The following is a 22,232-nucleotide window of genomic DNA, read 5'->3' as shown; positions in this document are numbered from 1 at the left end:
TGAGTTCGCCTACTTTCTTAACTTCGGATCCAGGGCGTCACGCAGGCCATCACCCACTGCGTTAAAAGCAAAAATGGTTAAAGAAATCAATAGCGCTGGAAAGGCTAAACGCCACGGAGCTGTCAAGATAGCTTCCGCCCCTTCAGACGCCATCGTTCCCCAACTGGCCATCGGTGGTGTAACACCCAGCCCCAAGAAGCTCAAATACGCTTCGGTAAAGATAGCACTTGGAATCGACAAAGTCATATTAACGATAATAATGCCCATTGCATTCGGTACTAAGTGACGGCGAATAATATAGCCTGTCGATGCACCAAGGGTCCGGGAAGCTAGAACATATTCTTGATTCTTCAAGGACATTACTTCCGTCCGAACAATCCGAGCCATACTAATCCAGCCAGTAATCGACATGGCAATAATAAGCGGCAACAAGCCTTGCTCCATAACTACCAAGAGCATGATAACAATCAATAGATAAGGCACCGCATTTAAGACGTCAGCAATACGCATCATTATCGTATCGACTTTACCCCCAACCATGCCGGCAATACTACCATATAAAACACCAATCATAATACTAATTAAAGCCGAAGCTAGACCGATAAAGAGAGAAATGCGGGCACCAACCCAACTGCGGACGAAGATATCCCGCCCTAAATTGTCGGTGCCAAACCAGAACTGCCCATTCGGCCCTTGGTTGTAAACCCCGGTCTGCTCACTATATTCAAAAGGTGACAAGATTGGCACGAAAATTGCCATCAAAGCTACGATTAATAAGACAACTAAGCCAAACATCGCGAGCTTATTTTTGCGGAAGGTTTGGGCAACTTCCTGCCAGAAGGAAATGGACTTATCGCTGAGAATATCGGTCTGGTCTTCTTGAATACCGACCAGCTCAAATTGCTCAGGTTTAATTTGAATTTCTTCCGCCATTACTCATCCGCTCCTTCCAATTGAATCCGTGGGTCTAACATTGCGTTAATTAAATCGACCACAATTACCATAATGAGCAAGATAATGGAATAAAAGACCGTAATCCCCATAATGACTGTATAATCGCGGTTATTGATACTTGTCACGAAATGTCGTCCCAAGCCAGGAATCGCAAAAATATTCTCAATTACAAAAGACCCCGTCAAGACACCTGCCGTCATTGGCCCTAAATAGGTAACCACTGGCAAGAGGGCATTCCGCAATGAATGCTTGAATACTACGCCCCATTTCTTGAGACCTTTGGCCCGGGCGAGCTTGACATATTCAGACGTATTCTCTTCCAAAAGCCCAGATCGGGTCATCTTGGCGATACTCCCCATGTAGGTCAAACCGAGTGAAAAGGTCGGTAAGATAGTATGGGCGAAAGATTGCCAACCACTAATCGGGAACCAACCAAGCTTCAAGCCGAAGAAATACTGAGATAAACCGGCTAGTACGAAAGATGGTACCGAAATACCAAGTACCGCAATAATCGATGCGATATAGTCCCCTGTACGGTTATGGTACATGGCGGAGATAACGCCAAGGAGCACCCCGCCCCCTACTGCAATCAGCAGGGCTTGAGCCCCAAGTTGCACCGATACTGGGAAACTTTCACCAATCATATCATTCACCGAACGTCCCCGATACTTCATCGACTCACCGAAATCAAAGGTGAAGACATTCTTGACATAATTGAAATACTGCACATACCACGGATCGTCCAAGCCATACGCTGCATTCAACTGCTCTTGAATCGCCGGCGTCATTTGCTGATTTTCGGCAGCAAAAGGATTCCCCGGTGCTATCCGCATCAGAAAGAATGTCACTGTCACAATTGCCAATAGTGCTAGCAAGGCATACAGCAATCGCTTGCCTATATATTTAGCCATGTAAAACTCCTCCATAAAAAACTAAATTACTCAGCGAGATAACTTTCAAAAGCTAATGATTACGTATGGTAACCGGACACTTCTGCTCAGTTCACGCCATAAAACAATATGCGTTTATTATACCTTACCCGCTTGAAAAACACTAGGCTAGCTTTTACGAATTGTACGAAAGTTCGAACAAGGTAAGCGCTTTGCCTAGAAGCATCCACTACGCCGGTCCTTGAGATGGGTTAGGTATTCAAATCAACCTGCAAGGATTCAGCCATTGATTTGCCATTATTGGATTTCTCTTCAAATGGGCATCAATGAGGTTCATCCCTCTATATACAAGCCGACGCTTTTATATTCATACACATTTGAACAGTATAAGCTGATTTTCGCCACTAGATAAGAAAAACCCCCGAAGGGGTTCTGCCCGGTTTGTAGGCAGAGTCCTTGCATGGGGCTTTTCAAATGTGTACTTATTCAGCCATCGATACATATTTCAAGTTGATGTTTCCTAGTGGGTCTGGTTGCATACCTTGAACACGGTCGTTCTTGACGAAGTTACTTGTGTAGTAGTAAACCGGGATAACTGGCATTTCTTCCATAAGAATTGCTTCAGCATCGAGTAAGTATTGCGTACGCGTTGCTTCGTCAGTTTCTTGGTTCGCTTGGTCAATTAAGTTCTTATAGTCTTCATTTTCCCAACCGGTATCGTTATTACCCGTTTCGGCAGTGCGGTACATATCTAAGAAAGTAATCGGATCGTTATAGTCAGCAATCCAGCCCATGCGGCCTACTTGGTAATCTAATTGATTCAATTTATCAAGATATACTTGCCACTCTGTACTATCGATTGAAACGTTAATACCTAAGTTATCTGTCCAGTTAGCTTGAATGAATTGCGCGATAGCTGAGTGGGCTTCACTATCGTTAATTGATAGAGCCACGGTAATTTCACTAGGGTCTTTAATACCTAATTCGTCCATACCTGCTTGTAAAGCCGCTTTAGCACCTTCAACGTCAAAGTCACTCATATAACCGCGGTCTTCTTCAAAACCTTCCATCGTTGGCGGAATAATTCCCAAGGCAGCTGTTTGCTCCCCTTTTGTAACGTTGTCAATCAATTCTTGGCGGTTAATTGCTAAAGCTAAAGCCTTGCGGATATTCGCATTCTGTAACACTTCATCAGTTGTGTTGACTTTATACCAATAAATTGCTGCGTATGGATTCGTATTCAACTCACCATTGCTGCGGAATTGATCGATGTAGTCAAGTGATACTGTTCCGTATGGTGAACCAAGGTAATCTAAGCTGCCTGCTTGATACTCAGCATTAGAGGTTGCTTCAGATTCGATAATTTGAACATTTACTTCATCAAAAGCCACATTCTCTGCGTCCCAATAATTCTCATTAGCGACTAACTGGTAATCCGCATTGTGGTTCCACTGAGCTAAACTAAAGGCACCGTTCGTCACATAGCTCTCCCCAGCATCTGCTGCCCACGCATCATTGCCATCAACAGATGCTTGATGCACTGGCATATAAGTATAGAAAGCTGTTAATTCAGTGAAGAATGGGGTTGGATGAGCCAACTTCACTTCTAAGGTCTTGTCGTCGACTGCTTTCACACCGACACCGTCAGCTTCACCTTCGCCAGTATTATAAGCTTCTGCTCCTTCAATAAAGTACATAATTGAAGCATATTGTGAAGCAGTCTCAGGATTCAAAACACGTTTCCATGCATACTCAAAGTCTCCAGCTGTCACTGGATCACCGTTATTCCATTGGGCATCCCGTAAATGGAAGGTGTAAGTTAACTCATCATCACTCATATCCCAAGACTCCGCCATACCAGGAACGACGTTCCCTTCGGCATCTTTAGCCGTTAAGCCCTCGAATACGTTCAGAATAATTGCTCCGGAAGTTGAATCGGTTGCTAAGCCTGGGTCGATTGTTGGTGGCTCCGTATTAATCGACAAGTTAATCACCTGCCCCTGCGCACCAACTGTTTGCCACGATGAAAAGACTGATAGACTTAATACAGCCAAAATAGTGACCAATAAGCCTTTAAATAACTTCTTCATGGAATCACACTCCTTAATTAATGGTACCGTTAATGTAAAGCTTTTCTTAAGAAAAGTCAAATATCTTACACTTATATTGCACAGTTTTTTAATTCTTTTTTAATAGTATCCTTTTTGAGATGCACTAGCAAGTGAATAAGCAAAAGCCTTAGAAGAGCTACGAGACTTGGTAGAGGTTCACTCCGCCCTTAAAATCTTTTGAATTCACACACATTTAGATCGGCAAAATCGACAAAAAATTCCGTTAATGAATGAGTCACACTAATTTGTTTGAAATATTTGAGAACCCAATATCTTACATGCATCACAGCATCAGCCTAAATATAATTCGTCCCTTGCTGTAGCAGGATTCATGCAACTTGGTCGTTGCTCAAACTAACCGCTCGCACTAAATACCCTCCCACTAAAAAAGAACCCAAGCTCCCGCTCAGGCCTTAATAAGCTCTACTTTAAAGACTAAAATATCGTGCAATCGGCACAAAAACCGATTCAAATAACTACTCCTGTAGCGATATGATACTAACTGAATTTTCACGCTAATCTTAACTAACCTTACATAAACCCTTACTGCTCCACGACCATAGCAATCCCTTGACCACCACCAATACACAGGGTAGCCAGGCCGTACTGCACTTTAGATCTACGCATTTCATGGACTAAAGTTACCAGAATACGTGCTCCGCTGGCCCCGATTGGATGGCCGAGAGCAATAGAACCACCGTTAACATTCACAATATCGGGGTCAATACCTAAAGTTTGGATGACATGAAAAGCTTGAGAGGCGAAAGCTTCATTCGCTTCGACCCGACCTAAGTCCGCAACACTCAAGCCAGCCTTAGCCAATGCTTTTTGTGTGGCAGGAATCGGTCCAGCGCCCATTAATTGAGGCTCTACCCCAGCGCTAGCATAAGCGCGAATACGGGCAAGGACCGGCAAACCTAATTCAACTGCCTTAGCCTCCCGCATCAAAATAAGAATCGCTGCCCCGTCGTTAATACCAGAAGACGAGCCGGCGGTGACTGTACCGGCTTCTTTTTTGAAAGCGGGTTTGAGTTGGGCGAGTCGCTCTAAAGTTGTACCAGCCCGGGGATATTCGTCTTGGTCAACAATCTGGCTCTCACCACGGGCTTGCGGTACTTCAATGGGCAGAATTTCAGCCTTAAATTTCCCCGCTTGGATGGCTGCTTCGGCTTTCTGCTGACTTTGTGCGGCTAAAGTATCTTGCTGCTCGCGCGTAATATCATGAGCCTCAGCCAAGTATTCGGCAGTCAGCCCCATATGCTCCTGACTAAAGGCATCGGTCAAGCCGTCCTTTAGCAAGGTATCCACTAGACGGGCGTCTCCCATACGCTGCCCCCAGCGGGCTCCTGTTTGAATATAAGGTGCTTGGGACATATTCTCCGTACCACCTGCCACGACAACCTCAGCATCTCCCGCTTTAATTGCTTGGGCAGCTAAGGTTACCGCCTTCAAACCTGAACCGCACACCTTATTCACCGTAAAAGCAGGCACATGCACCGGCAAGCCCGCCTTTACCGCCACTTGACGAGCGACATTCTGACCTAGGCCTGCACCTAAGACGTTGCCGATAATGACTTCATCGACCTGTTCCGGATCTAGCTCTATTTGACCTAGGGTTGCTCGGAGCAAATCTGCCCCCAAATCGACGGCACTCTTCTCCTTAAACATGCCTCCAAACGCCCCAATCGCCGTACGCTGGGCCGCCACAATCACTACATCATTCATCGAACGACTCCTTTCTCAATTACTTGCGCGTAAGTTCACCTATTATATACCAAAAAATCAACGAACGCTATTCGAATAAACTCGCTGGGTAACTGAATTATGCGATAAAGAAATGTATGAATATACTGCGGTCATATCAGTGAACGGCACACCCACAAATAACCCACTTCTCACGCTATCTAGCTACCAAGGTCAATCTGCCCCCACCTAAGCTGCTTTTATACTCGTCTCCCCTCAAAAATATACATCTCAATGAATATAATTATGACTGAACGTTGATGCGACCCATTTTTCAGGAGAGTTTATTTCTTGTGCTGTATAAAACAGGGAGCTTTATGTTGTAGTAAGAAAAAAAGCAGGTCCGTGAAATCCCTCACCAACCTGCTGTAGATTCTTCGCTTAATGTGTAAATTGTTTCAAGACCATACCGGTATACGGCGGCACGTAAATCGTATGGCTATCCTCCACTTCGTGTTCATCGTCCAAGAAAACCTGCCCATCATACAATTTATAAATATAGCGACCTTCTTCCAAGTGTACCGGGGCAGCTGATTCGCGCGCATTAAAGGCAATCAACAAATTATAATCCTCACTTCGGTAGGTCAAAACGACTAGTTGGAAAGCATTGTTCTTCACATCCATAACTTGGCGAATATCTTCATAGCTTGATAGATGCAAGAGCGGCTCTTGCTTACGTAACTGAATCAAATTTTTGACCAAGTTAACCGAATGGCGATAAGTCTCCTGGCGATTCCAGTCGATTTCGTTAATATGGTCCGGCGAATTGTAGCTGTCGCGGACGCCTTGTTTACTCCGGAGAAACTCCTGGCCGGCATGAATGAAAGGAATGCCCTGGGCTAGAAGAATAATGGTACTAGCCAGCTCGTGACGTTTAACAATAGTCTCCTCATCTAAGCCTGGATCGGCCGCCTTCAGTCGGTCATAAAGCGTATAGTTATCGTGCGCTTCAACGTATTGAATCAGCTGGGTCGGCTCAATGTAACTCCGCAAGTCCAAAGCCGCCATGAAGTTGGATATCAAACTCTGCTCCATATACCAAGCACCGTTAATAAAGCCACGTGCTTGCGGGTCGAAGTCATTCCCCTTCAAGGCCTCACGGATGCCATCATTAAATTGGCCAATCCGTGGCATGACATGAGCATTATTCTGATTGGCAACTTCATGTTCAGCTAGCGGCGTATATAAATTCCAGCCCTCACCAAAAAGCATAATCGTTGGATCAATTTCATCCAAGGACTTACGTACCTCATTCATGGTCACAATGTCGTGAATGCCCATAAGGTCGAAACGAAAACCGTCAATATGGAACTCTTCTGCCCAATACGTCACACTGTCGACAATATATTTGCGGAACATCGGTCGTTCAGAAGCGGTATCATTACCAACACCAGTACCATTGGTAAATTCACCCTCCTCATTGTAGCGGAAGAAATAACCCGGTACCGTTAAGTGCAGGCTATGTTGTTCAACTTCATAGACATGATTGTAGACCACATCCATTATGACCCGAATACCCGCATCATGGAGTTTCTTAATCATTGCCTTCAATTCACGAATACGCACTTCAGGATTATAGGCATCCGTTGCATAGGAGCCTTCCGGCGCATTGTAATTCAGCGGATCATAGCCCCAATTATACTGGGTCGGCTTATAGACGGTCTCATCAACTGTCTGAAAGTCAAACATTGGCAAGAACTCAACGTGGGTTACACCTAACTCCTTCAAGTAATCCAAGCCTGCTGGCGATCCGTAATCGTTCACAGCCCCTTCTTCAATGACACCAAGGAATTTCCCCTTATTAATAATGGAGCTCGAATTGGACACCGTAAAGTCCCGCACATGGGCTTCATAAATGATTGCTTGAGACTGATCTTCAAACGGGGCCATCCGCTCGCCCCAACCTTCAGGATTCGTCTTCTCAAGATTTAAAACCACTGAGCGCGCCCCATTAACGGTAACAGCCTTACTATAAGGATCGACTGAAGTATTAACCATCCCCCCAACAAAAATCAAGCGGTAACGATAAGTCAGACCGTGTTGATCACCGGGTAAATAATAACTCCAAAGCGCTTCGGTTTCTGATTTTTCCATAACATAGCTTTCAACCAAGGGACCATAATTGCTTTCATAAATTAATAATTCCACCTGTGAAGCCGTCGGTGCCCATAGCTTGAACTCGGTGCCTTCCTCTGTGTAAATAGCGCCGAGTTGCCCATGATATTGCTTAAATAAAGTAACATAATCCTCGCGACTATAGCGTTCAATCACTTCTCTATTTCGTATAATCCGCCGATGATTGGGCAGGACTTCTGGTTGTTGATAACGCATGAATAGCTCCCCTTCTCCCTCTATAACGCGCATATGCTTGTTTGCCGGGCACCCTTATGCATAGTTTAACATTTCTACCTGCTAAACCAAGCATAGCCCTTCATCTACTTTGGATGGCTCATTTCCATTCTGCTTCTTGTAACGCTAGCGATGCACTCGTCCTAAATATTTCATTACCGAGACAAAAATTGCATATCACATCGCTATATATACTCTTGTTCATCTAAAGTATTGTATCATACCTATAATCAGTTGTGGGCATATTCACGTATTTTTAAGCGAACTCTCACCTTTAAACTAGACATGAATGCAATGTCAATTTTTTCATAATATTATGTTAACGTCAAAATAAAAAGGCACAACCAAAGAATGGTTGTCCCTCAAAAAAAGCATGGCCATAAGCTGGATGAGACGCGAGGCTCTCAGTTGCTTGATAGCCGTTAGCGAATTCACTACTATTTAGTTATGCTTTTGCTTATATTGATGGCTCAATTGACAATAACGCTCATACCAAATATCAATGAAATGAGGCGAGAAAGGCCCTTTCTCCTCTTCAATCCAACGAACGAGTTCTTGGATTTGATACTTAATAATTCGATCAATTTCATCAGAATAATGATAACGCCGTCCATGAATTTCATACTCATCCAAATCTAACAAACGCTTCTCACCATCTGGAAACACTTTAATATCCAAGTCATAATCGATATATTTCAAAGCTTCCTGGTCCATTACATATGGCGAAGCTAAGTTACAATAATAGGTAACTCCCCGCTTACGCAACATGCAGACCACATTAAACCAGAAATGCTTATGATAGTACAGCAAGGCCACTTCACGTGTCACCCAGCGTCGTCCATCCGATTCTGTGACTAAGGTATGGTCGTTACAGGCAATAATCGATTGCTCGCTCGTCTTCAGGACCATATTATCCTTCCAAGTCCGATGCAAAGAGCCATCATGCTTATAACCCTTAATAGTGATGAATTCACCCTCTTTCGGTTGTTTCATCACTTAACCTACTTTCTTTCTACTAAGACCCAAAGGTCATTTTAAACACCTCACCATTATAACACACCTCACCCCAATATAACACGCCAAAATCTCAATTTCCCACTTTCCCCCAAAAGCCTTATAACCTATGCAGTACAAGGCGCTAACTACCAACAAGGAGTGCGTAAAGTCGCTAGCATAGCACGGACTACCTAACTATTCCGGTAGTCTCCTGTTCCGCTTTAGGTTGAGTTTTAAAACCGTGCATGCACACATTTCACGACTGCCCAGCTGCCACCAGCGCCATTCTAGCTCCGCTCAAAGAACAAGCCACTCCATGCAAAAAAGACTCCTCAAGGGAGTCTCTTTATTCCAGTCAATTCATCTATTTATTTCAGGCAGGCTTCCGCCAGTACCCGGTCAAGTTTACGCGGATCAACGCCACGGTGCAGATTAATCTTCACCTCACCGGCCCGGGTCCAAAGTTGCACTTCAGAGTTTAAGTCTATCGTCCCAGCGTTTTCAGTCGACCACATATTAATGGCACTATAGGGCAAGCTGTAAATCTCTTTTTTGCGACCGGTTAAGCCTTGAGAGTCCATCACAATAAGCCGTTTGTTCGTAAAGACTGCAATATCGCGGACAGTCTTATAAGCAGCATGAATTCTTTCACCTTCAATAAGAAGCTCGGTCAATTCCTGGGGCACCTTGTTCAATTCGCTCGTAAAAGTCCAGCCGAGTGCATTACTAATTGCCATATCGATTCCTCCTAAATTCTCACTTGCAAACTTCTAGCAAAAAAATATTCTCATCTGTCACCGCTATAGGGAGCATCTGCAAATAAAGCATAGCAGACCCCCCCTCCAATGCCTAAGCAATTGCATCCTGGGCCACTTGCATGCGGTAGTAGAAACCACGCGATTGCATTAATGCTTCATGATTGCCCTGTTCAACAATACGACCTTGATTCATCACGAGGATGACGTCTGCATTCTGAATCGTTGAGAGGCGGTGGGCAATGATAAAGCTAGTCCGCCCTTCCATTAAAGCATCAAAGGCATCTTGGATGAAAATTTCCGTCCGCGTATCAATCGACGACGTGGCCTCGTCCAGAATTAGCATATTCGGCAAGCGGACGAAGATGCGGGCAATCGCCAGAAGTTGTTCTTGACCCGTGGATAGTTGCACGCCACCCTCACCCACCTTAGTATCATAGCCCTCTGGAAGGAGGCTAATAAAGTGGTCAGCGTGGGCTGAGCGAGCCGCAGCGACCACTTCTTCGCGACTTGCTTGCGGATAGCCGTAGGCAATATTCTCGTGGATGGTTCCTGTCTTAAGCCACGTTTCTTGCAGAACCATGCCGAACTGACTACGTACAGCGTCACGCGTATAATCCGTGGCCGGCTCACCGTCAATAAGAATTTGGCCACCATCCAAGTCATAAAAGCGCATCAATAAGTTAATCATCGTCGATTTGCCGGCTCCGGTAGGCCCAACAATGGCCACGGTTTGACCGGGTTGAATTGACAAGGTCAAACGCTCAATCAGAGGCTTATCCGGCTGATAGCTGAAACTAGCTTGGTTAAAGGCCACCGCGCCATCCACATCCCCATCTTGGTAGAGGTAGTAGCCGGTTTCTGCTTCATCCGGCTGGTCAATAATCGCATACAGGCGCTCAGCGCAGGCTAGAGCACTTTGAATCTCAGCCAGAACATTAGATATGTCATTAAAGGGCTTCGTGTATTGGTTGGCATAGTTAAGGAAAGTCGCCAACTGACCCACGGTGAAGCTACCCTTCATTATCCGCCACACTCCAAAAAGGGCCAACAAGGCATAAATTAGTGCATTGATAAAGCGGGTAGTCGGATTCACCGTCGACGAGTAAAAAATCGCCGACTGAGATGCATCCAGATAATCTGTATTAACTTGCCGGAAGCGTTCATTCATTACCGCTTGCTGGTTAAACAGACGGATAATCTCGCCTTGCTGAATCGTCTCTTCGACAAAACTCGCATGCTCCCCCCGATATTGGGTTTGCAGCTGGAAGTACTGATAACTGCGATTGGCGATAAAGCGCGAGACGAAAAGGGAAATCGGCGTCAAAAGTACGACTAAAAGCATCATGAGCCAATCCAAACGCGCCATCGTCACAATCGTCACCAGAATCGTCAAAATCCCCACGAAAAATTGGTTAAAAACCATCAATAAGCCATCAGCTAACTGCTCCGTATCAGTCGTCACGCGACTGACTAGTTCACCCGTTGCGCGCTGATCCAAATAACTCAGCGGCAAGCGATGTATCTTGCTTAGAACTTGATTGCGCAGGCGCTCGATGGCCCGGTAGACAAGCCGGTTATATATAAGTGGATTCAACAACTGTACCAAGGCATTAGCCAGCATGACTAGCGCCATCTCTTGGAGGATAGCCACCAAAGCCGTGAAATTCACCTGACCAGCAGCAATTGTCTGGTCCAAAGCCCGGCCAATCAGAACGGGCATGTAAATGGTAAGACCCACTTGTAAGCCCGTGCCTAAAAGCGCCAAGCAGACCGACCAAAGCGGTTGGCTCACATCACGAATGAGCCGGCTGAGCGTGTTCGACTGCTTCATCTTGCTTCCCCTCCTCCACGTGTTGCGATGCGTAAATTTCCTGGTAAACTTGATTATCCGCCAGCAGCTCTGCATGCGTACCCAGGCCAACTTGACGCCCCGCTTCTAGAACCAGAATCTGATCGGCCCGCTTCAAACTGTGGGTCCGCTGGGAAATCATCAGAATCGTCTTCTCCGGATACTTCTCATGCAACACCTGCTGGAAATTAGCCTCGGTCACATAGTCCAAGGCTGAGGTCGAATCATCGAAGATTAATAATTTGGCCGGCTTAATCAAAGCTCGGGCAATCGTCAATCGTTGACGCTGACCCCCTGAGAAATTGCGTCCAAAGGCCGCCACGGGTGCATCTAGCCCCTCCGGCAAAGCCTCCACGAAATCCTTGGCCTGGGCATCTGCCAGGGCCTGCCACATTTCAGCGTCAGTCGCGTCCATTTTGCCCATGGCTAAATTCGAACGAATCGTCCCTTTAAATAAAGATACTTGTCCGGGCACTACGCTAATATCTTCGCGAAGGGCCAAGCGACTAGTCGTATCCATATATTGGTCATTAAAGTGCACGTGGCCCTCACTAGGATCGAAACTCTTGGTCACCAACTTCAACAAAGTCGACTTTCCGGAACCCGTACTCCCAATAATCCCAAAGAAACTTCCCTGCTTAACCGCAAAAGCAATTTCCTCCAAAGATGGGGCTTCTGCGTCCGGATATTGAAACGTTACATCTTCAAAGGCAAAGGCAATGTCTGGTGTATCAAAGGTATTCGGTTCATTGACAAAGCTTAGCGTCTCATCCGGCAAGGCCAGAATGCCCACTAAACGCTTTGCACTCGCCCAGGATCGATTCATATTCATAATGGTTGTCGCCAACTTAACAAGCTCCGTCAAAATTGATAGCAAGTAATTCACCAAGGCCAATAATTCTCCTTGGGTCAGACTACCTACTTGAATATTCCAGCCACCCCGCCAAATAACTAAAATAAGGGCTACATTCACTGTAACGTAGGTGAGTGGGTTCATCCAAGCATTGATGTCACCAACTTTAACTTGTTGCTCGGTCAAATCAGCATTCTGCTCGCCAAAGGCGCCCACTTCCCGCGACTCCTGCCGAAAGGCACGAATAACCCGCAAGCCTTGCATCTGCTCACGTGTTAAGACGGTCAGTCGATCGAAAGCTGTACGTATTTTGGCGATGACAGGATTGGCAATGTAAATAAGCCCCATCACTATCGCCATCAAGAGAATAATCATTTCCAGGAAAATACCCGTCATGCTTAAATCAATTTGCATCGCCATAATCAGCGAGCCAAAGACAATAAAAGGCGACCGCATAAATAAGCGGAAGAAAGTATTCAAGCCACTTTGGACTTGGAAGGTATCACTCGTCAAACGCGTCAAAAGACTGGCATCACTCAAGGTATCACGCGTCCCCCGGCCCAATTTCGTTACCTTCTCAAATAAATCCACACTTAAATTTCGGGTAAAGCCTACCGCTGCCCGAGCCGCGAAATATTGAGCCGTAATCGCGAAGAGTAGGCCCGCCAAAGCAATCCCAAACATCCAAGCGATGTTCGGTAAGACTTGCATTATATCCCCGGTCGGAATGGCTTCATCGATAATTCGCGCCACAAAGATAGGTACAAAAAGCTCCATAATTGCTTCGGTTAATTTAAATAAAGGCCCAAGAACACTTTGAAAGCGGTAACCTTCGAAGTATTGCCAGAGTCGTTTCATTGAATTCGCCACCTCAATTCTATTAAGTATTCAGCTAAATATCGTTTATTTTATGACAAAGAGACGCTATTTGCTGGCACACAATCTGGAAAATCGCTGATTCACTACCATTTTCCAAAGATGCGTCTTCTCAATTTTATCACAGTTCGCTTTAAACTCCCAGGTCGGGCAACCATCTTTGTAGAAGCTTGGTTTGCAAAGTTGACATAGGATAAGTCTTCAACTCCTCTAGAGTAAGCCATTCCAATTGACCTGACAGAGAGTTGCTTGACTGGTTAACTTGAACGGGTACTAATTGCACGTACCACAATCGATGCGAGAATTGATGCTTAACCAAGGGCAAATGCCGCAGGAGTTGCTCCCGGTCATAACGATATGCCTGAGGCAGACTGAGATGGAACTGTTCCTTCGAGAATGCCAAATCTGTTCCTGTCAACCAATCTGTCAAAGGCTCCAACATCTCTTGCTCGGTTGCCTCATCCATCACTAAAGTTTGCTCAATTAGCGGGAAGTGCCACAGACCTGTCAATAATTCACCCTCGCCGTGCTTGCGAAAGAGGACCTCTCCATTTGGATTCATAAGAATATAAGCTAGGAAGCTATGCTCGGTAACGGTGACTTTACTTTTTTTGACCGGATATAATTCTGCCGTCCCGTGTTGGTAAGACTGGTCAAAGGCCTTTAGCGGACTCAGCTCAGGAGTTAAATTCGCTGGCGTCATAATCGTCGCCCCCAAATCCATCAGCGCCTGATTAAAATCCCCCGGACGCTTCGGGTCTATCATTTGATACAGGTAAGCCGTAATTTGGCGCTTGGTCGAGGCCTTGCCAATATCCTCCCCAATTTCAAAAAGCCGGGTCACAATCCGCATTAAATTACCGTCTACTGCTGGTTCTGGTTCGCCAAAAGCAATGCTTGCGATTGCCCCCGCCGTGTAAGGACCAATCCCTTTCAGCGTCCGCAAAGCCTCGGCCGTCTTCGGCAGCTGACCGCCATATTCGCCCATCACCTGCTGGGCCGCTGTCTGCATATTGCGTACCCTGGAATAGTAGCCCAAGCCTTGCCACAAATTCAAAAGCGTCTCTTCTTCCGCTTCTGCCAAGGCTTGAATATTCGGTAAGGCCTCAATAAAGCGCTCATAATACGGTATCACCGTATTGACCTGGGTTTGTTGCAACATAATTTCACTCACCCAGATTTTGTAAGGATCTTTCGTCTGGCGCCAAGGCAAATCCCGCTTCTCCTGGTCATACCAAGCCAACAATGTCTCCCGAAAAGCCTGAATGGTCGCCTCAGACCACGGAATCGGAAATTCTTCAATTATTTTCACTCGTTTCATGCGCATCCCCTTTCCTATATCATTTTGCTTTCAAAAGATAGTTATCAATCCAAAGTCACTCTACTTTACTACAAAACCTGCTTAAAATAAACCGTCGCCACTTTATAGAGGTAACAGACGCTTCATTCCAGCGCCATAAGGCTTGACAAAATTGAAAAAAGCCACAGCACTTACTGTGGCGACTTTATTTCTATCCTATGCACTTCTTTGGCAAACTTAGCTAATCTTCATGTTCAAATAACTCCTCATGAGCTGTCAACCAGTCTTGGATTAAATCATAGGCAAAGCCTTTCTGGAATAAACTTTGGCTTACCCGTTGCTTCAATTCATAGCCGGAATATTTCCGCTGGCGACGCTTGACTTGCTTGAGGGCTTCCCGATCTAAGCTGACGGTTTCTTGGTCCTGACTTGCAGACATATCCAAATGCGCCACCACTTCAGCAACGTCTTCTTGCGGATAGCCTTTGGTCAATAGATAAGCCTGTAATTGTTGCTTCAGGCGTTTGGGTGGCAATTTCTGCTTGCGTTTAATATATTTGCGACCGAGTTCGGTTAAATTCTCTTGCAGCATGCTGTCGCTATATTCATCCATGGCTGTGAGAATATCTGCGTTGGGAACCCCTTTAAGGTTTAATTCGCGTTCAATGACAATAGGACCCTTGCGGTTAATGTTTGCGGCCGTTCGCACGTAACTTTGGGCATAGACCAAGTCGTTTAAGTAGCCCAAGTCGGTCAACTTCCCGAGCACTTCGTGGATAACTTTAGTTTGGATAGGGATGTCTTTACCGTCAGGGTCTTGCGGATTTTGTACCCGTTGCTTGGCTAAGTAGTCGGCCATCTCTTGGCTTGAACGCAAGCCGTAAGATAAGTAATTCAGCGCTTGGGTGAAGACCTTGGCCCGAGCTTCCGCTTCTTTTATGGCGGTTTGTTGATCCGATGTAATTTCTTGCCCCTTATGAAGAGCGAAACGCATAAGGACCGTCTCGTCAACACCTAGCCAGAAGGTATCATCGAGGTAGATGGAGTAACGGGCTTTATTCTTCTGCTGCCGTTCTATTCTCGTAATCTGCATACTACCACTCCGTTGGGTTAATCCGGTGGACGACATTGGTAAAGTAAGGCGCCTTGGACAAGAGGAATTCTTCAATCAGAAGTTCCTGGTCTTCAATATCATCTCCTTCTATCGATAGGGCAAATTCATGTAATTCTTGCAAGAATTGTTGACACTCCGTAAATGTGCCAAATTCAATAATGTATTGCACTGTGTCGTCATAGACAAATTCTAGATGAATAACATATGGTTCTATTTCGGTGTATGTAAACACATCATAAATAAATTCGACACCCATAAGGCACCTCCTTAGCCGCTTAGGAAAACGTTTTAGCCAAAAATCGATTCGAGTTTCGTTCGTTAATATGTTACCATGAATCCGTTCATGTTTCCAAACAATCGATAATTAATGAGGTGATGATTTGAAACAGAAGAATAAGAAAATTGCTGAAGTGGCTGCTCTGGCAGGGCGCATCATGCTGGAATCTCACGCTGAGAGTTACCGGGTTGAGGATACGGTAGTGCGTATTATGAAGACATCGGGCCTGTCCATTACCGAAGCGGTATCGACAACTACGGGGTTATTTCTAACCCTGGACGATGAAGATGACAGTGTTGAGCCAGTGACCTTAGTGCGACGCATTTCTGAGCGCGGGAACCACTTGAATAAGATATACCGCGTAAATAACATTTCCCGCATGCTTACCTCTGGTGAAATCACGCCAGACGAGGCTTATGAGAGATTACAAGTGGTTGATGAGAGCGAATATACTGCCTATCGTAAAGATATTGCCACGATTATGATTGTGGTATCTTTTACCATTCTATTGAATGGGAGTATTTGGGACGTGCTCTTTTCTTTTCTTGCAGGCATGGTTGTTGCGATTTCACGTTTTGGCCAAGAATGGTTGGACTTGAATGGCTTCATTAACGGAATCTTCTCAACCTTTCTTACATCCCTCTTTATTACTTTAGGGGCCAGTTTATTGCCGGGTAATATCAATAGCCATATCGTTACCATTGCCGCTTTAATGCCTTTATATCCAGGAACCGCCTTTACCAATGGAATTCGAGATACTTTGAAAGGCGACTACGTCTCGGGTATTGCCCGGATTGCTGATGCGATTGTTATCGCCCTCAGTTTAGCTATTGGGGTTGCGATTGGTTTATATGTAGCAGGGAGGATTCTAGCATGGATTTAATGACACATGTGACTGATTACCCGGTTCTATCCGCAATCATTCAAGTTATCGGAGCTTACTTAGCATCCTACTTTGCTTCAATTTCTTTGGAGGCGCCGCGAAGTTTGGTTGTCAAAGCGGGGACTATCGGTGCAATTGGCTATGCAATTTACATTATTATGGGCCTACGCCTAGAAGATACCTTAGCAACCTTTACAGCATGTTTAATTGTATCGCTAATTTCCCACTGGGCAGCCCGACGCTTTAAAGCACCGGTTACAATTTTCTATATTCCAGCTTTCTTTCCCTTTGTGCCTGGATCAGCCATTTACCAAACAGCCTTTAACTTTATCGACGGCAACGTTCAGTTAGCCGGCCATTACTTGGTAACCACCTTTCAAATAGCTGGCGCGATTGCTCTAGGTGTATTTATCGCTGATTCGACCATAGAAATATACAATACCGTCCGACGCAAGCTCGCCCAAAAGCGCATGAAGGAAAAGGCGTAAATGTTGGTGCGTCGCCCTACTTTTGTGGCCGGTGCGTTGAGCTAGTTGAAAAGTATTTTAAATTGTACAGTTTAATTCAGCACTTGGATTCCGTGGGGAGATGTTCCGACGGAACTTTGTGCATTTTCTATTCCGTGGAAGCTCTGTCCGACGGAACTTTGCGCCGATTTTATTCCGTCGGAGGACATCCCCACGGAATCTTGACACGTTTATACGGCAGGGCGGAAAACAAGAAATGATTAGAGTGTGCCACGGCCGGCTACCGTGGCTTCTTAATTTGTCAAAAGCAGGGTTTGTTTTGGTTATTTGGTACAGACTACAAAACAGAAATCCCCGCCAAGGATCACCATACTCCGCGGCGGGGTTTTTCTAATAAATTAATTATTCACAATGTTCTGCGGGTTACCTTGGCTAAATTTCAGTGCATTATCAAAGGCAATCCGTGCCCGGTCCACCATCGCTTCATCGGTCAAGTAACCGACATGGGGTGTTAAGACCGTATTTTTACTATGCAGTAGCGGGTAATCATCCGCAAGCGGTGGCTCGCTGTCATAGACGTCTATGCCCGCTCCGGCAATGGCACCAGCATTGAGCGCTTCTGCTAAGGCTTCATTATCAACAATCGGTCCCCTTGCCACATTAATTAGAATCGCTGTTTCTTTCATTCGGGCAATTTGTTCTTTGGAAATGAGCCCTTTAGTTTCTTCAGTTTGCGGTAGATGGATGCTAATAATATCACTTTCCGCCATGACTTCTTCTAAGGATTTGTACTCCAAGCCTAGGTCAAGGGCCGCTTCTTTTTGGCTGCGATTGTAGCCAATTAATTCTGCGCCAAAAGCCTTGTAAAGTCGGGCTGCTTCAATTCCGAGTGAGCCGGTGCCGATGATGCCGACTTTTTTGCCATGAATTTCTTGGCCTTGAATGGGTGCTTCAAACTGACTGCCTAGACGGGTATCCTGGTCGCCCGCTATGATTTGGCGGTAAAGGGCTAAGGTGAGCCCGATAACAAGCTCCGGCACGGCATGCGCAGAATAGCCAGATGCATTCGCAATTTGAATACCTTTGGCTTTGGCTGCCGCTTGGTCAACATGGTCAACACCGGTGAACGCGACATTGATAAGTTTGGTTTGTTCCAGTCGCTCAATCACCTCAGCGGGATAAGGGTTATTCGCAATAATGACAATTTCTGCGTCTTGACTGCGTTGGTACAACTCTTCAGGATCAGTAGTCTTCTCAGGGTAATATACGAATTCGTGGCCGGCCTCCTCCAAGGGAGCAGCTAACTCTTCAATCAACGAGTCCGGCACACGCAAAGGTTCTAACAGAGCAATTTTCATGGTAAACGCCTCCTTCTTCTAAACTTAGCTTAAGCAATTTAAAGCGATTTGACAAGCCAAAGGCTTTGAGTGACCCTAGTAAATTGCTTTGTAGTCAAAGCATTAAATTATCGCAAAGGCTCGAAAAGATGATTCTTGCTCACTCGCAAGCTAAGTAAATCTGAACCGTCAATCTGTACAGATTTGTCTTTTCTCAAACTTCAAACCCATAACTCTCAACAACTCAATCATTGCCCGACACCAAAACCGCTCAAAAAGCCAAGGTCCAAGGCCTTAGCTTTTTAGCGCTATTCTTTCTTATCCCCGGCGCCTATCTACAAACGCCGTTTTATCGCATTCCACACATAGCAGGCAAAGTAGTACAGTGCCTTAGGCAGGGGCAACTGCTCCAAATGCCGGTAAGTATGCCAGGTTCGGCGCAAAGCACCTAAGCGGTTACTGGAGATGGAACCGGCAACTTGGCGGTAATGATTTAGTACCTTAGGCAGGCCATAGGCTACTACTCCACGTTCGCGCATGAGCATGAGCCAGGTGGCGGTGTCTTGGCCTTTGCGCACTAAGGGCATGCGGAAGTCACCAACTTGTTCACGGTCAATGATTACGGTCGAACAGGCAATGGCCGTATTTTTTAAGAGACTTGCATAGTCTAAACGGTTCGGTATGCCTGACTCCGCTTTCAAGATGTTGCCTGCCTCGTCTACGTAGGCTAGGTCAGTGTATGTAAAGGCGTGGCCATGCTCCTGCATGAAGGCAAGTTGCTCCGATAGCTTATCGGGGAGCCAGCAGTCATCACTGTCGATAAAGGCGATGTAGCGGCCTCGTGCTAATGCCAAACCAGTATTTCGTGCAACCGCCGCTCCTTGATTGGTCTCTAAGCTATGGCTGTGAATACGGCTATCTTCAGCGCTAAATTTCCTCATAAGTGAAGTACTGCTGTCAGTGCTGCAGTCATCAATGAGAATCAGTTCCCAATTGGTGAAGCTTTGGCCGAGGACACTCGCCACTGTCTCGGCCAGAAACGCTTCGGCATTATAAACCGGAGTAATGATTGAAACAAATGGTTGGTCTGTCATCCCCACCCTCCTTAGTAAACATGAATAATCTTGACTGGGAGGCGATATAATTTAAGCAAATTGAACTGTTCTTGATACCATTGCTTGTCCGTCTGGTGTGAATAGATTATTAGAACGATATCCGTCGGTGCAGCTGTTTCGGGCAAGGCTTGCACATGGTTGAGAAAGAGCAGGCCATCGGCTTCACATTCGCTCAAATGCGCTGTCTGTTGACTCACCACTAAGCGTTCTGGTACCCGAGGAATTAATAATAAATCCGCCAAATCCGTCTGACGACCAGCTTTCCCTGCTTCAAAGAGCAGATGCTGATCCTCCACGTCCCAAGTATAATCAAAGGCATAAGTAATTTTAGCTCCAAAAACAGACCGCAAAAATAACACCGTTAGGGAAAGAATTAACCCAATAATAGCCCCAATTATCGTGTATAGCATAGTCTTTAGCGGATTCATGACACCAAAGGTGCTTAGAGATTCTGGTGTACCGACATTCGGGAGCAATTCTTCCGGCAGCAATTCCTGGATGGCCGGTTCGGTAACCATTTGCACCGTATGCCCTTCCATAAACTGAGCATCACCCCGTAAAATTAAATCCGCATAAGCCTGGGCGATAGCCAAGTTCGCCTCCGGTGAATCTGCAACAGCAAAGCGGAAGGTAAATACCCCCGAATCAGAATTGCGAATACCAGCTAAGCCGCCCCGGTAATTGGTCGTCTTGTAAAGTTCGAGTGTCTGCTCATTCTTATACCAATCGTAAAATTCAATTCCCGTCTCTGCTTCAATCTGGCGCACAACCGGTTCAGAAGCCATGTATTCTTCGTAAGCAAAGGCGTTGGAGAAGAGCTGGCCATCTTCGATTGTCACCAATATTTGAAATTCAGCAGGTTCTTGGCTATAGACTTCCCGCAATTCATTAAAGGCTTCACGAGAATCGCGCAAGACGTAATTGGTGATGGCGTAGCGCAAGCCAACAACCAAGACCGCCCCTAACAGGGTACCTAGTAGAATACGAAAGCGATTATCTTTAACGAAGCGCCATAATTCTTGAATAATTGTCACTAAACTCATGGGCTAACCTCCATTTTGTCGAAATAAACGGGCTCAGGCAGGTCTTGCCGCAGAGCCGTTTCCATAATATTAACGTAACTAATTAGTAGGCCAAAGAAGACCCAGTGCCATTCAATCAGAATATTATTGGCGCTGGTAATACTCGCTGGAATAAAAACTAACAAAAAGGCAATAAAGCAATGATTCACATTGCGGTAACGGGCCGGCACTGCGTAACGGCTCGTCCACAGCTTATATAGTAAGGCGCAATAAGCCATGACATACAGGATGAACACTACCATCCCGTAGGCTACCAATATTTCTAACCACCAATTATGCATATTTGTAATTTCCTTAATCGGAAGTAAATCCGTCCAGCGCATCCACGGTTCAATGTTACCCGCCCCAACGCCCAAGCCTAAGCTTGCAGCTAGAAAGATTAAACCATTGCGCCAGAGGTTCAAGCGCACGACGTCACCTGTAAGTAGCAAGTTGCCACCAATGTACACTAAGGATGCAACTTTTGCGCGCAATGGCGGCAGGAAGACCACAAGAGCTAACAGGACGATTAAAGCAATCCCCCCTACCTTCAAAAGCGTTTGACGTCTCAAATCCCAGCGTACTTGAAAGGCCAAGTAAATCACGAAGAATAAGAGCACGCTTAATAAGATCATCCGCGACTCACTGCGGAAAATTAAGAAGACACTCAACAGCGATGGCAGTAAATACAGAACTTTCTTACCAAAGCTTTGACTTAAACCGGCTAGGATAAAGGACACTGGAAAGCCCGCTAAGAGAAAAGTTGCATAATCATTCTGATTCTCAAAGACTGTTATGGGTATCCGATTCCACGGATTACTGGCAAAGATATTGTGCTTATCCAACTTAGCTAAGTCAGCAAAAACATAATGATTAGTCAAAATCTCATACAACCCCCAAAGGATGAGGAGACATTGCATGAGCCAGAAAACTTGCATAACGCGTTGCCAACTACGGGTATCCCGCAACCAGAAATATAAAGCCAGTATACTGAAGACGCCTAGGGCAATTAGGAAGGTACTTTGAAACCATTGACGGAATTGCCAGGCCCAAGCTCCTGATATAAAGGCCCAGAGGAGCCAGAAAACATAGACACCAACCACACCTGTCGCCATATTGCGTCGGTCAAATGTAAGTCGAGGATCTTTTTGATAGATTCTATATAGGAACAAGGGCACAAAGCCGAGAGATAAGACACGGTATAAGGTAATTTGTAGGAAAGGGGTCTCCAGGGCGAACAGTTCCGTGCCTAGGCAGACCGATCCAACCAGTAACATGAGATAAATCAACATACATACC

General features: G+C 45.6%; 18 protein-coding genes. 2 read left to right on the top strand and 16 right to left on the bottom strand.

Annotated elements, in window-relative coordinates; all coding sequences use genetic code 11:
• Positions 1–9: 9 nt before the first annotated feature.
• From CL176_RS01795 to CL176_RS01740, 12 genes are all read right to left on the bottom strand, one after another.
• Positions 10–933, bottom strand: coding sequence for an ABC transporter permease (locus CL176_RS01795; protein ID WP_118989775.1), 924 nt, complete (start codon positions 931–933; stop codon positions 10–12).
• Positions 933–1,865 carry an ABC transporter permease gene (locus tag CL176_RS01790; protein ID WP_118989774.1) on the bottom strand — a complete coding sequence of 311 codons (933 nt, stop codon included), beginning with the start codon at positions 1,863–1,865 and terminating at the stop codon, positions 933–935. Before CL176_RS01790 ends, CL176_RS01795 begins: the two co-directional genes overlap by 1 nt.
• Positions 1,866–2,326: 461 nt before the next feature.
• The gene (locus tag CL176_RS01785; protein WP_118989773.1) at positions 2,327–3,934 is read right to left on the bottom strand and encodes a peptide ABC transporter substrate-binding protein; all 1,608 of its coding nucleotides are present in this window, start codon (positions 3,932–3,934) and stop codon (positions 2,327–2,329) included.
• Positions 3,935–4,498: 564 nt separating this feature from the next.
• Entirely contained in the window at positions 4,499–5,680 is a 1,182-nt protein-coding gene (locus CL176_RS01780; RefSeq protein ID WP_118989772.1) for an acetyl-CoA C-acetyltransferase, read from the bottom strand.
• 399 nt (positions 5,681–6,079) lie between these two features.
• On the bottom strand, positions 6,080–8,029 hold the full coding sequence (gene pulA / locus CL176_RS01775; protein ID WP_162890769.1) for a type I pullulanase: 1,950 nt from the start codon (positions 8,027–8,029) through the stop codon (positions 6,080–6,082).
• 459 nt (positions 8,030–8,488) lie between these two features.
• Complete coding sequence (locus tag CL176_RS01770; protein ID WP_118989770.1) at positions 8,489–9,040, bottom strand: DUF402 domain-containing protein; 552 nt, start codon at positions 9,038–9,040, stop codon at positions 8,489–8,491.
• A gap of 371 nt (positions 9,041–9,411) precedes the next feature.
• Positions 9,412–9,780, bottom strand: a complete 369-nt coding sequence (locus CL176_RS01765) for a PH domain-containing protein (RefSeq protein WP_118989769.1) — start codon at positions 9,778–9,780, stop codon at positions 9,412–9,414.
• A 112-nt stretch (positions 9,781–9,892) separates the two neighbouring features.
• Positions 9,893–11,632: an ABC transporter ATP-binding protein gene (locus CL176_RS01760; RefSeq protein WP_118989768.1), complete on the bottom strand. Its 1,740-nt coding sequence runs from the start codon at positions 11,630–11,632 to the stop codon at positions 9,893–9,895.
• The gene (locus CL176_RS01755) at positions 11,595–13,361 is read right to left on the bottom strand and encodes an ABC transporter ATP-binding protein (RefSeq protein WP_118989767.1); all 1,767 of its coding nucleotides are present in this window, start codon (positions 13,359–13,361) and stop codon (positions 11,595–11,597) included. The genes CL176_RS01760 and CL176_RS01755 overlap by 38 nt, the downstream gene beginning before the upstream one ends.
• 151 nt (positions 13,362–13,512) lie before the next feature.
• Positions 13,513–14,700, bottom strand: a complete 1,188-nt coding sequence (gene mutY, locus CL176_RS01750; RefSeq protein ID WP_118989766.1) for an A/G-specific adenine glycosylase — start codon at positions 14,698–14,700, stop codon at positions 13,513–13,515.
• Between the two features lie 220 nt (positions 14,701–14,920).
• Positions 14,921–15,772, bottom strand: a complete 852-nt coding sequence (gene recX / locus CL176_RS01745; RefSeq protein WP_162890768.1) for a recombination regulator RecX — start codon at positions 15,770–15,772, stop codon at positions 14,921–14,923.
• Between the two features lies 1 nt (position 15,773).
• The gene (locus CL176_RS01740; RefSeq protein WP_118989764.1) at positions 15,774–16,049 is read right to left on the bottom strand and encodes a hypothetical protein; all 276 of its coding nucleotides are present in this window, start codon (positions 16,047–16,049) and stop codon (positions 15,774–15,776) included.
• Between the two features lie 124 nt (positions 16,050–16,173).
• Between CL176_RS01740 and CL176_RS01735 the strand changes: the two genes are divergently transcribed.
• Both CL176_RS01735 and CL176_RS01730 read left to right on the top strand, forming a co-directional pair.
• Positions 16,174–16,953 (top strand): threonine/serine exporter family protein, encoded by a 780-nt coding sequence (locus CL176_RS01735; protein WP_118989763.1) that lies wholly within the window; start codon positions 16,174–16,176, stop codon positions 16,951–16,953.
• Positions 16,944–17,441, top strand: a complete 498-nt coding sequence (locus CL176_RS01730; RefSeq protein WP_118989762.1) for a threonine/serine exporter family protein — start codon at positions 16,944–16,946, stop codon at positions 17,439–17,441. Before CL176_RS01735 ends, CL176_RS01730 begins: the two co-directional genes overlap by 10 nt.
• A 377-nt stretch (positions 17,442–17,818) precedes the next feature.
• On the opposite strand, the gene CL176_RS01725 is transcribed toward CL176_RS01730, so the two are convergent.
• The 4 genes from CL176_RS01725 to CL176_RS01710 all read right to left on the bottom strand — a co-directional run bounded on the left by CL176_RS01725 (position 17,819) and on the right by CL176_RS01710 (position 22,225).
• Positions 17,819–18,778, bottom strand: coding sequence for a 2-hydroxyacid dehydrogenase (locus CL176_RS01725; RefSeq protein WP_118989761.1), 960 nt, complete (start codon positions 18,776–18,778; stop codon positions 17,819–17,821).
• 314 nt (positions 18,779–19,092) lie between these two features.
• Positions 19,093–19,851: a glycosyltransferase family 2 protein gene (locus CL176_RS01720; RefSeq protein WP_118989760.1), complete on the bottom strand. Its 759-nt coding sequence runs from the start codon at positions 19,849–19,851 to the stop codon at positions 19,093–19,095.
• Between the two features lie 11 nt (positions 19,852–19,862).
• Positions 19,863–20,915, bottom strand: a complete 1,053-nt coding sequence (locus CL176_RS01715; protein ID WP_118989759.1) for a hypothetical protein — start codon at positions 20,913–20,915, stop codon at positions 19,863–19,865.
• Positions 20,912–22,225, bottom strand: coding sequence for an O-antigen ligase family protein (locus tag CL176_RS01710; RefSeq protein ID WP_118989758.1), 1,314 nt, complete (start codon positions 22,223–22,225; stop codon positions 20,912–20,914). The genes CL176_RS01715 and CL176_RS01710 overlap by 4 nt, the downstream gene beginning before the upstream one ends.
• Positions 22,226–22,232: the final 7 nt, after the last annotated feature.

It is taken from the genome of Suicoccus acidiformans, assembly GCF_003546865.1.
Lineage (GTDB): Bacteria > Bacillota > Bacilli > Lactobacillales > Aerococcaceae > Suicoccus > Suicoccus acidiformans.
The sequence above is the reverse complement of the archived record's forward strand: the minus strand, read 5'-3'. Positions and strand labels throughout refer to the sequence as shown.

Excerpts from the sequence above, each read along its gene's own strand:
- mutY (WP_118989766.1), bottom strand. The coding sequence starts at position 14,700 with ATGAAACGAGTGAAAATAATTGAAGAATTTCCGATTCCGTGGTCTGAG.
- CL176_RS01720 (WP_118989760.1), bottom strand. The coding sequence starts at position 19,851 with ATGACAGACCAACCATTTGTTTCAATCATTACTCCGGTTTATAATGCC.
- CL176_RS01725 (WP_118989761.1), bottom strand. The coding sequence starts at position 18,778 with ATGAAAATTGCTCTGTTAGAACCTTTGCGTGTGCCGGACTCGTTGATT.
- CL176_RS01740 (WP_118989764.1), bottom strand. The coding sequence starts at position 16,049 with ATGGGTGTCGAATTTATTTATGATGTGTTTACATACACCGAAATAGAA.
- CL176_RS01760 (WP_118989768.1), bottom strand. The coding sequence starts at position 11,632 with ATGAAGCAGTCGAACACGCTCAGCCGGCTCATTCGTGATGTGAGCCAA.
- CL176_RS01710 (WP_118989758.1), bottom strand. The coding sequence starts at position 22,225 with ATGTTGATTTATCTCATGTTACTGGTTGGATCGGTCTGCCTAGGCACG.
- pulA (WP_162890769.1), bottom strand. The coding sequence starts at position 8,029 with ATGCGTTATCAACAACCAGAAGTCCTGCCCAATCATCGGCGGATTATA.
- CL176_RS01730 (WP_118989762.1), top strand. The coding sequence starts at position 16,944 with ATGGATTTAATGACACATGTGACTGATTACCCGGTTCTATCCGCAATC.
- CL176_RS01790 (WP_118989774.1), bottom strand. The coding sequence starts at position 1,865 with ATGGCTAAATATATAGGCAAGCGATTGCTGTATGCCTTGCTAGCACTA.
- CL176_RS01755 (WP_118989767.1), bottom strand. The coding sequence starts at position 13,361 with ATGAAACGACTCTGGCAATACTTCGAAGGTTACCGCTTTCAAAGTGTT.
- CL176_RS01795 (WP_118989775.1), bottom strand. The coding sequence starts at position 933 with ATGGCGGAAGAAATTCAAATTAAACCTGAGCAATTTGAGCTGGTCGGT.
- CL176_RS01770 (WP_118989770.1), bottom strand. The coding sequence starts at position 9,040 with ATGAAACAACCGAAAGAGGGTGAATTCATCACTATTAAGGGTTATAAG.
- CL176_RS01715 (WP_118989759.1), bottom strand. The coding sequence starts at position 20,915 with ATGAGTTTAGTGACAATTATTCAAGAATTATGGCGCTTCGTTAAAGAT.
- CL176_RS01765 (WP_118989769.1), bottom strand. The coding sequence starts at position 9,780 with ATGGCAATTAGTAATGCACTCGGCTGGACTTTTACGAGCGAATTGAAC.
- CL176_RS01785 (WP_118989773.1), bottom strand. The coding sequence starts at position 3,934 with ATGAAGAAGTTATTTAAAGGCTTATTGGTCACTATTTTGGCTGTATTA.
- recX (WP_162890768.1), bottom strand. The coding sequence starts at position 15,772 with ATGCAGATTACGAGAATAGAACGGCAGCAGAAGAATAAAGCCCGTTAC.
- CL176_RS01780 (WP_118989772.1), bottom strand. The coding sequence starts at position 5,680 with ATGAATGATGTAGTGATTGTGGCGGCCCAGCGTACGGCGATTGGGGCG.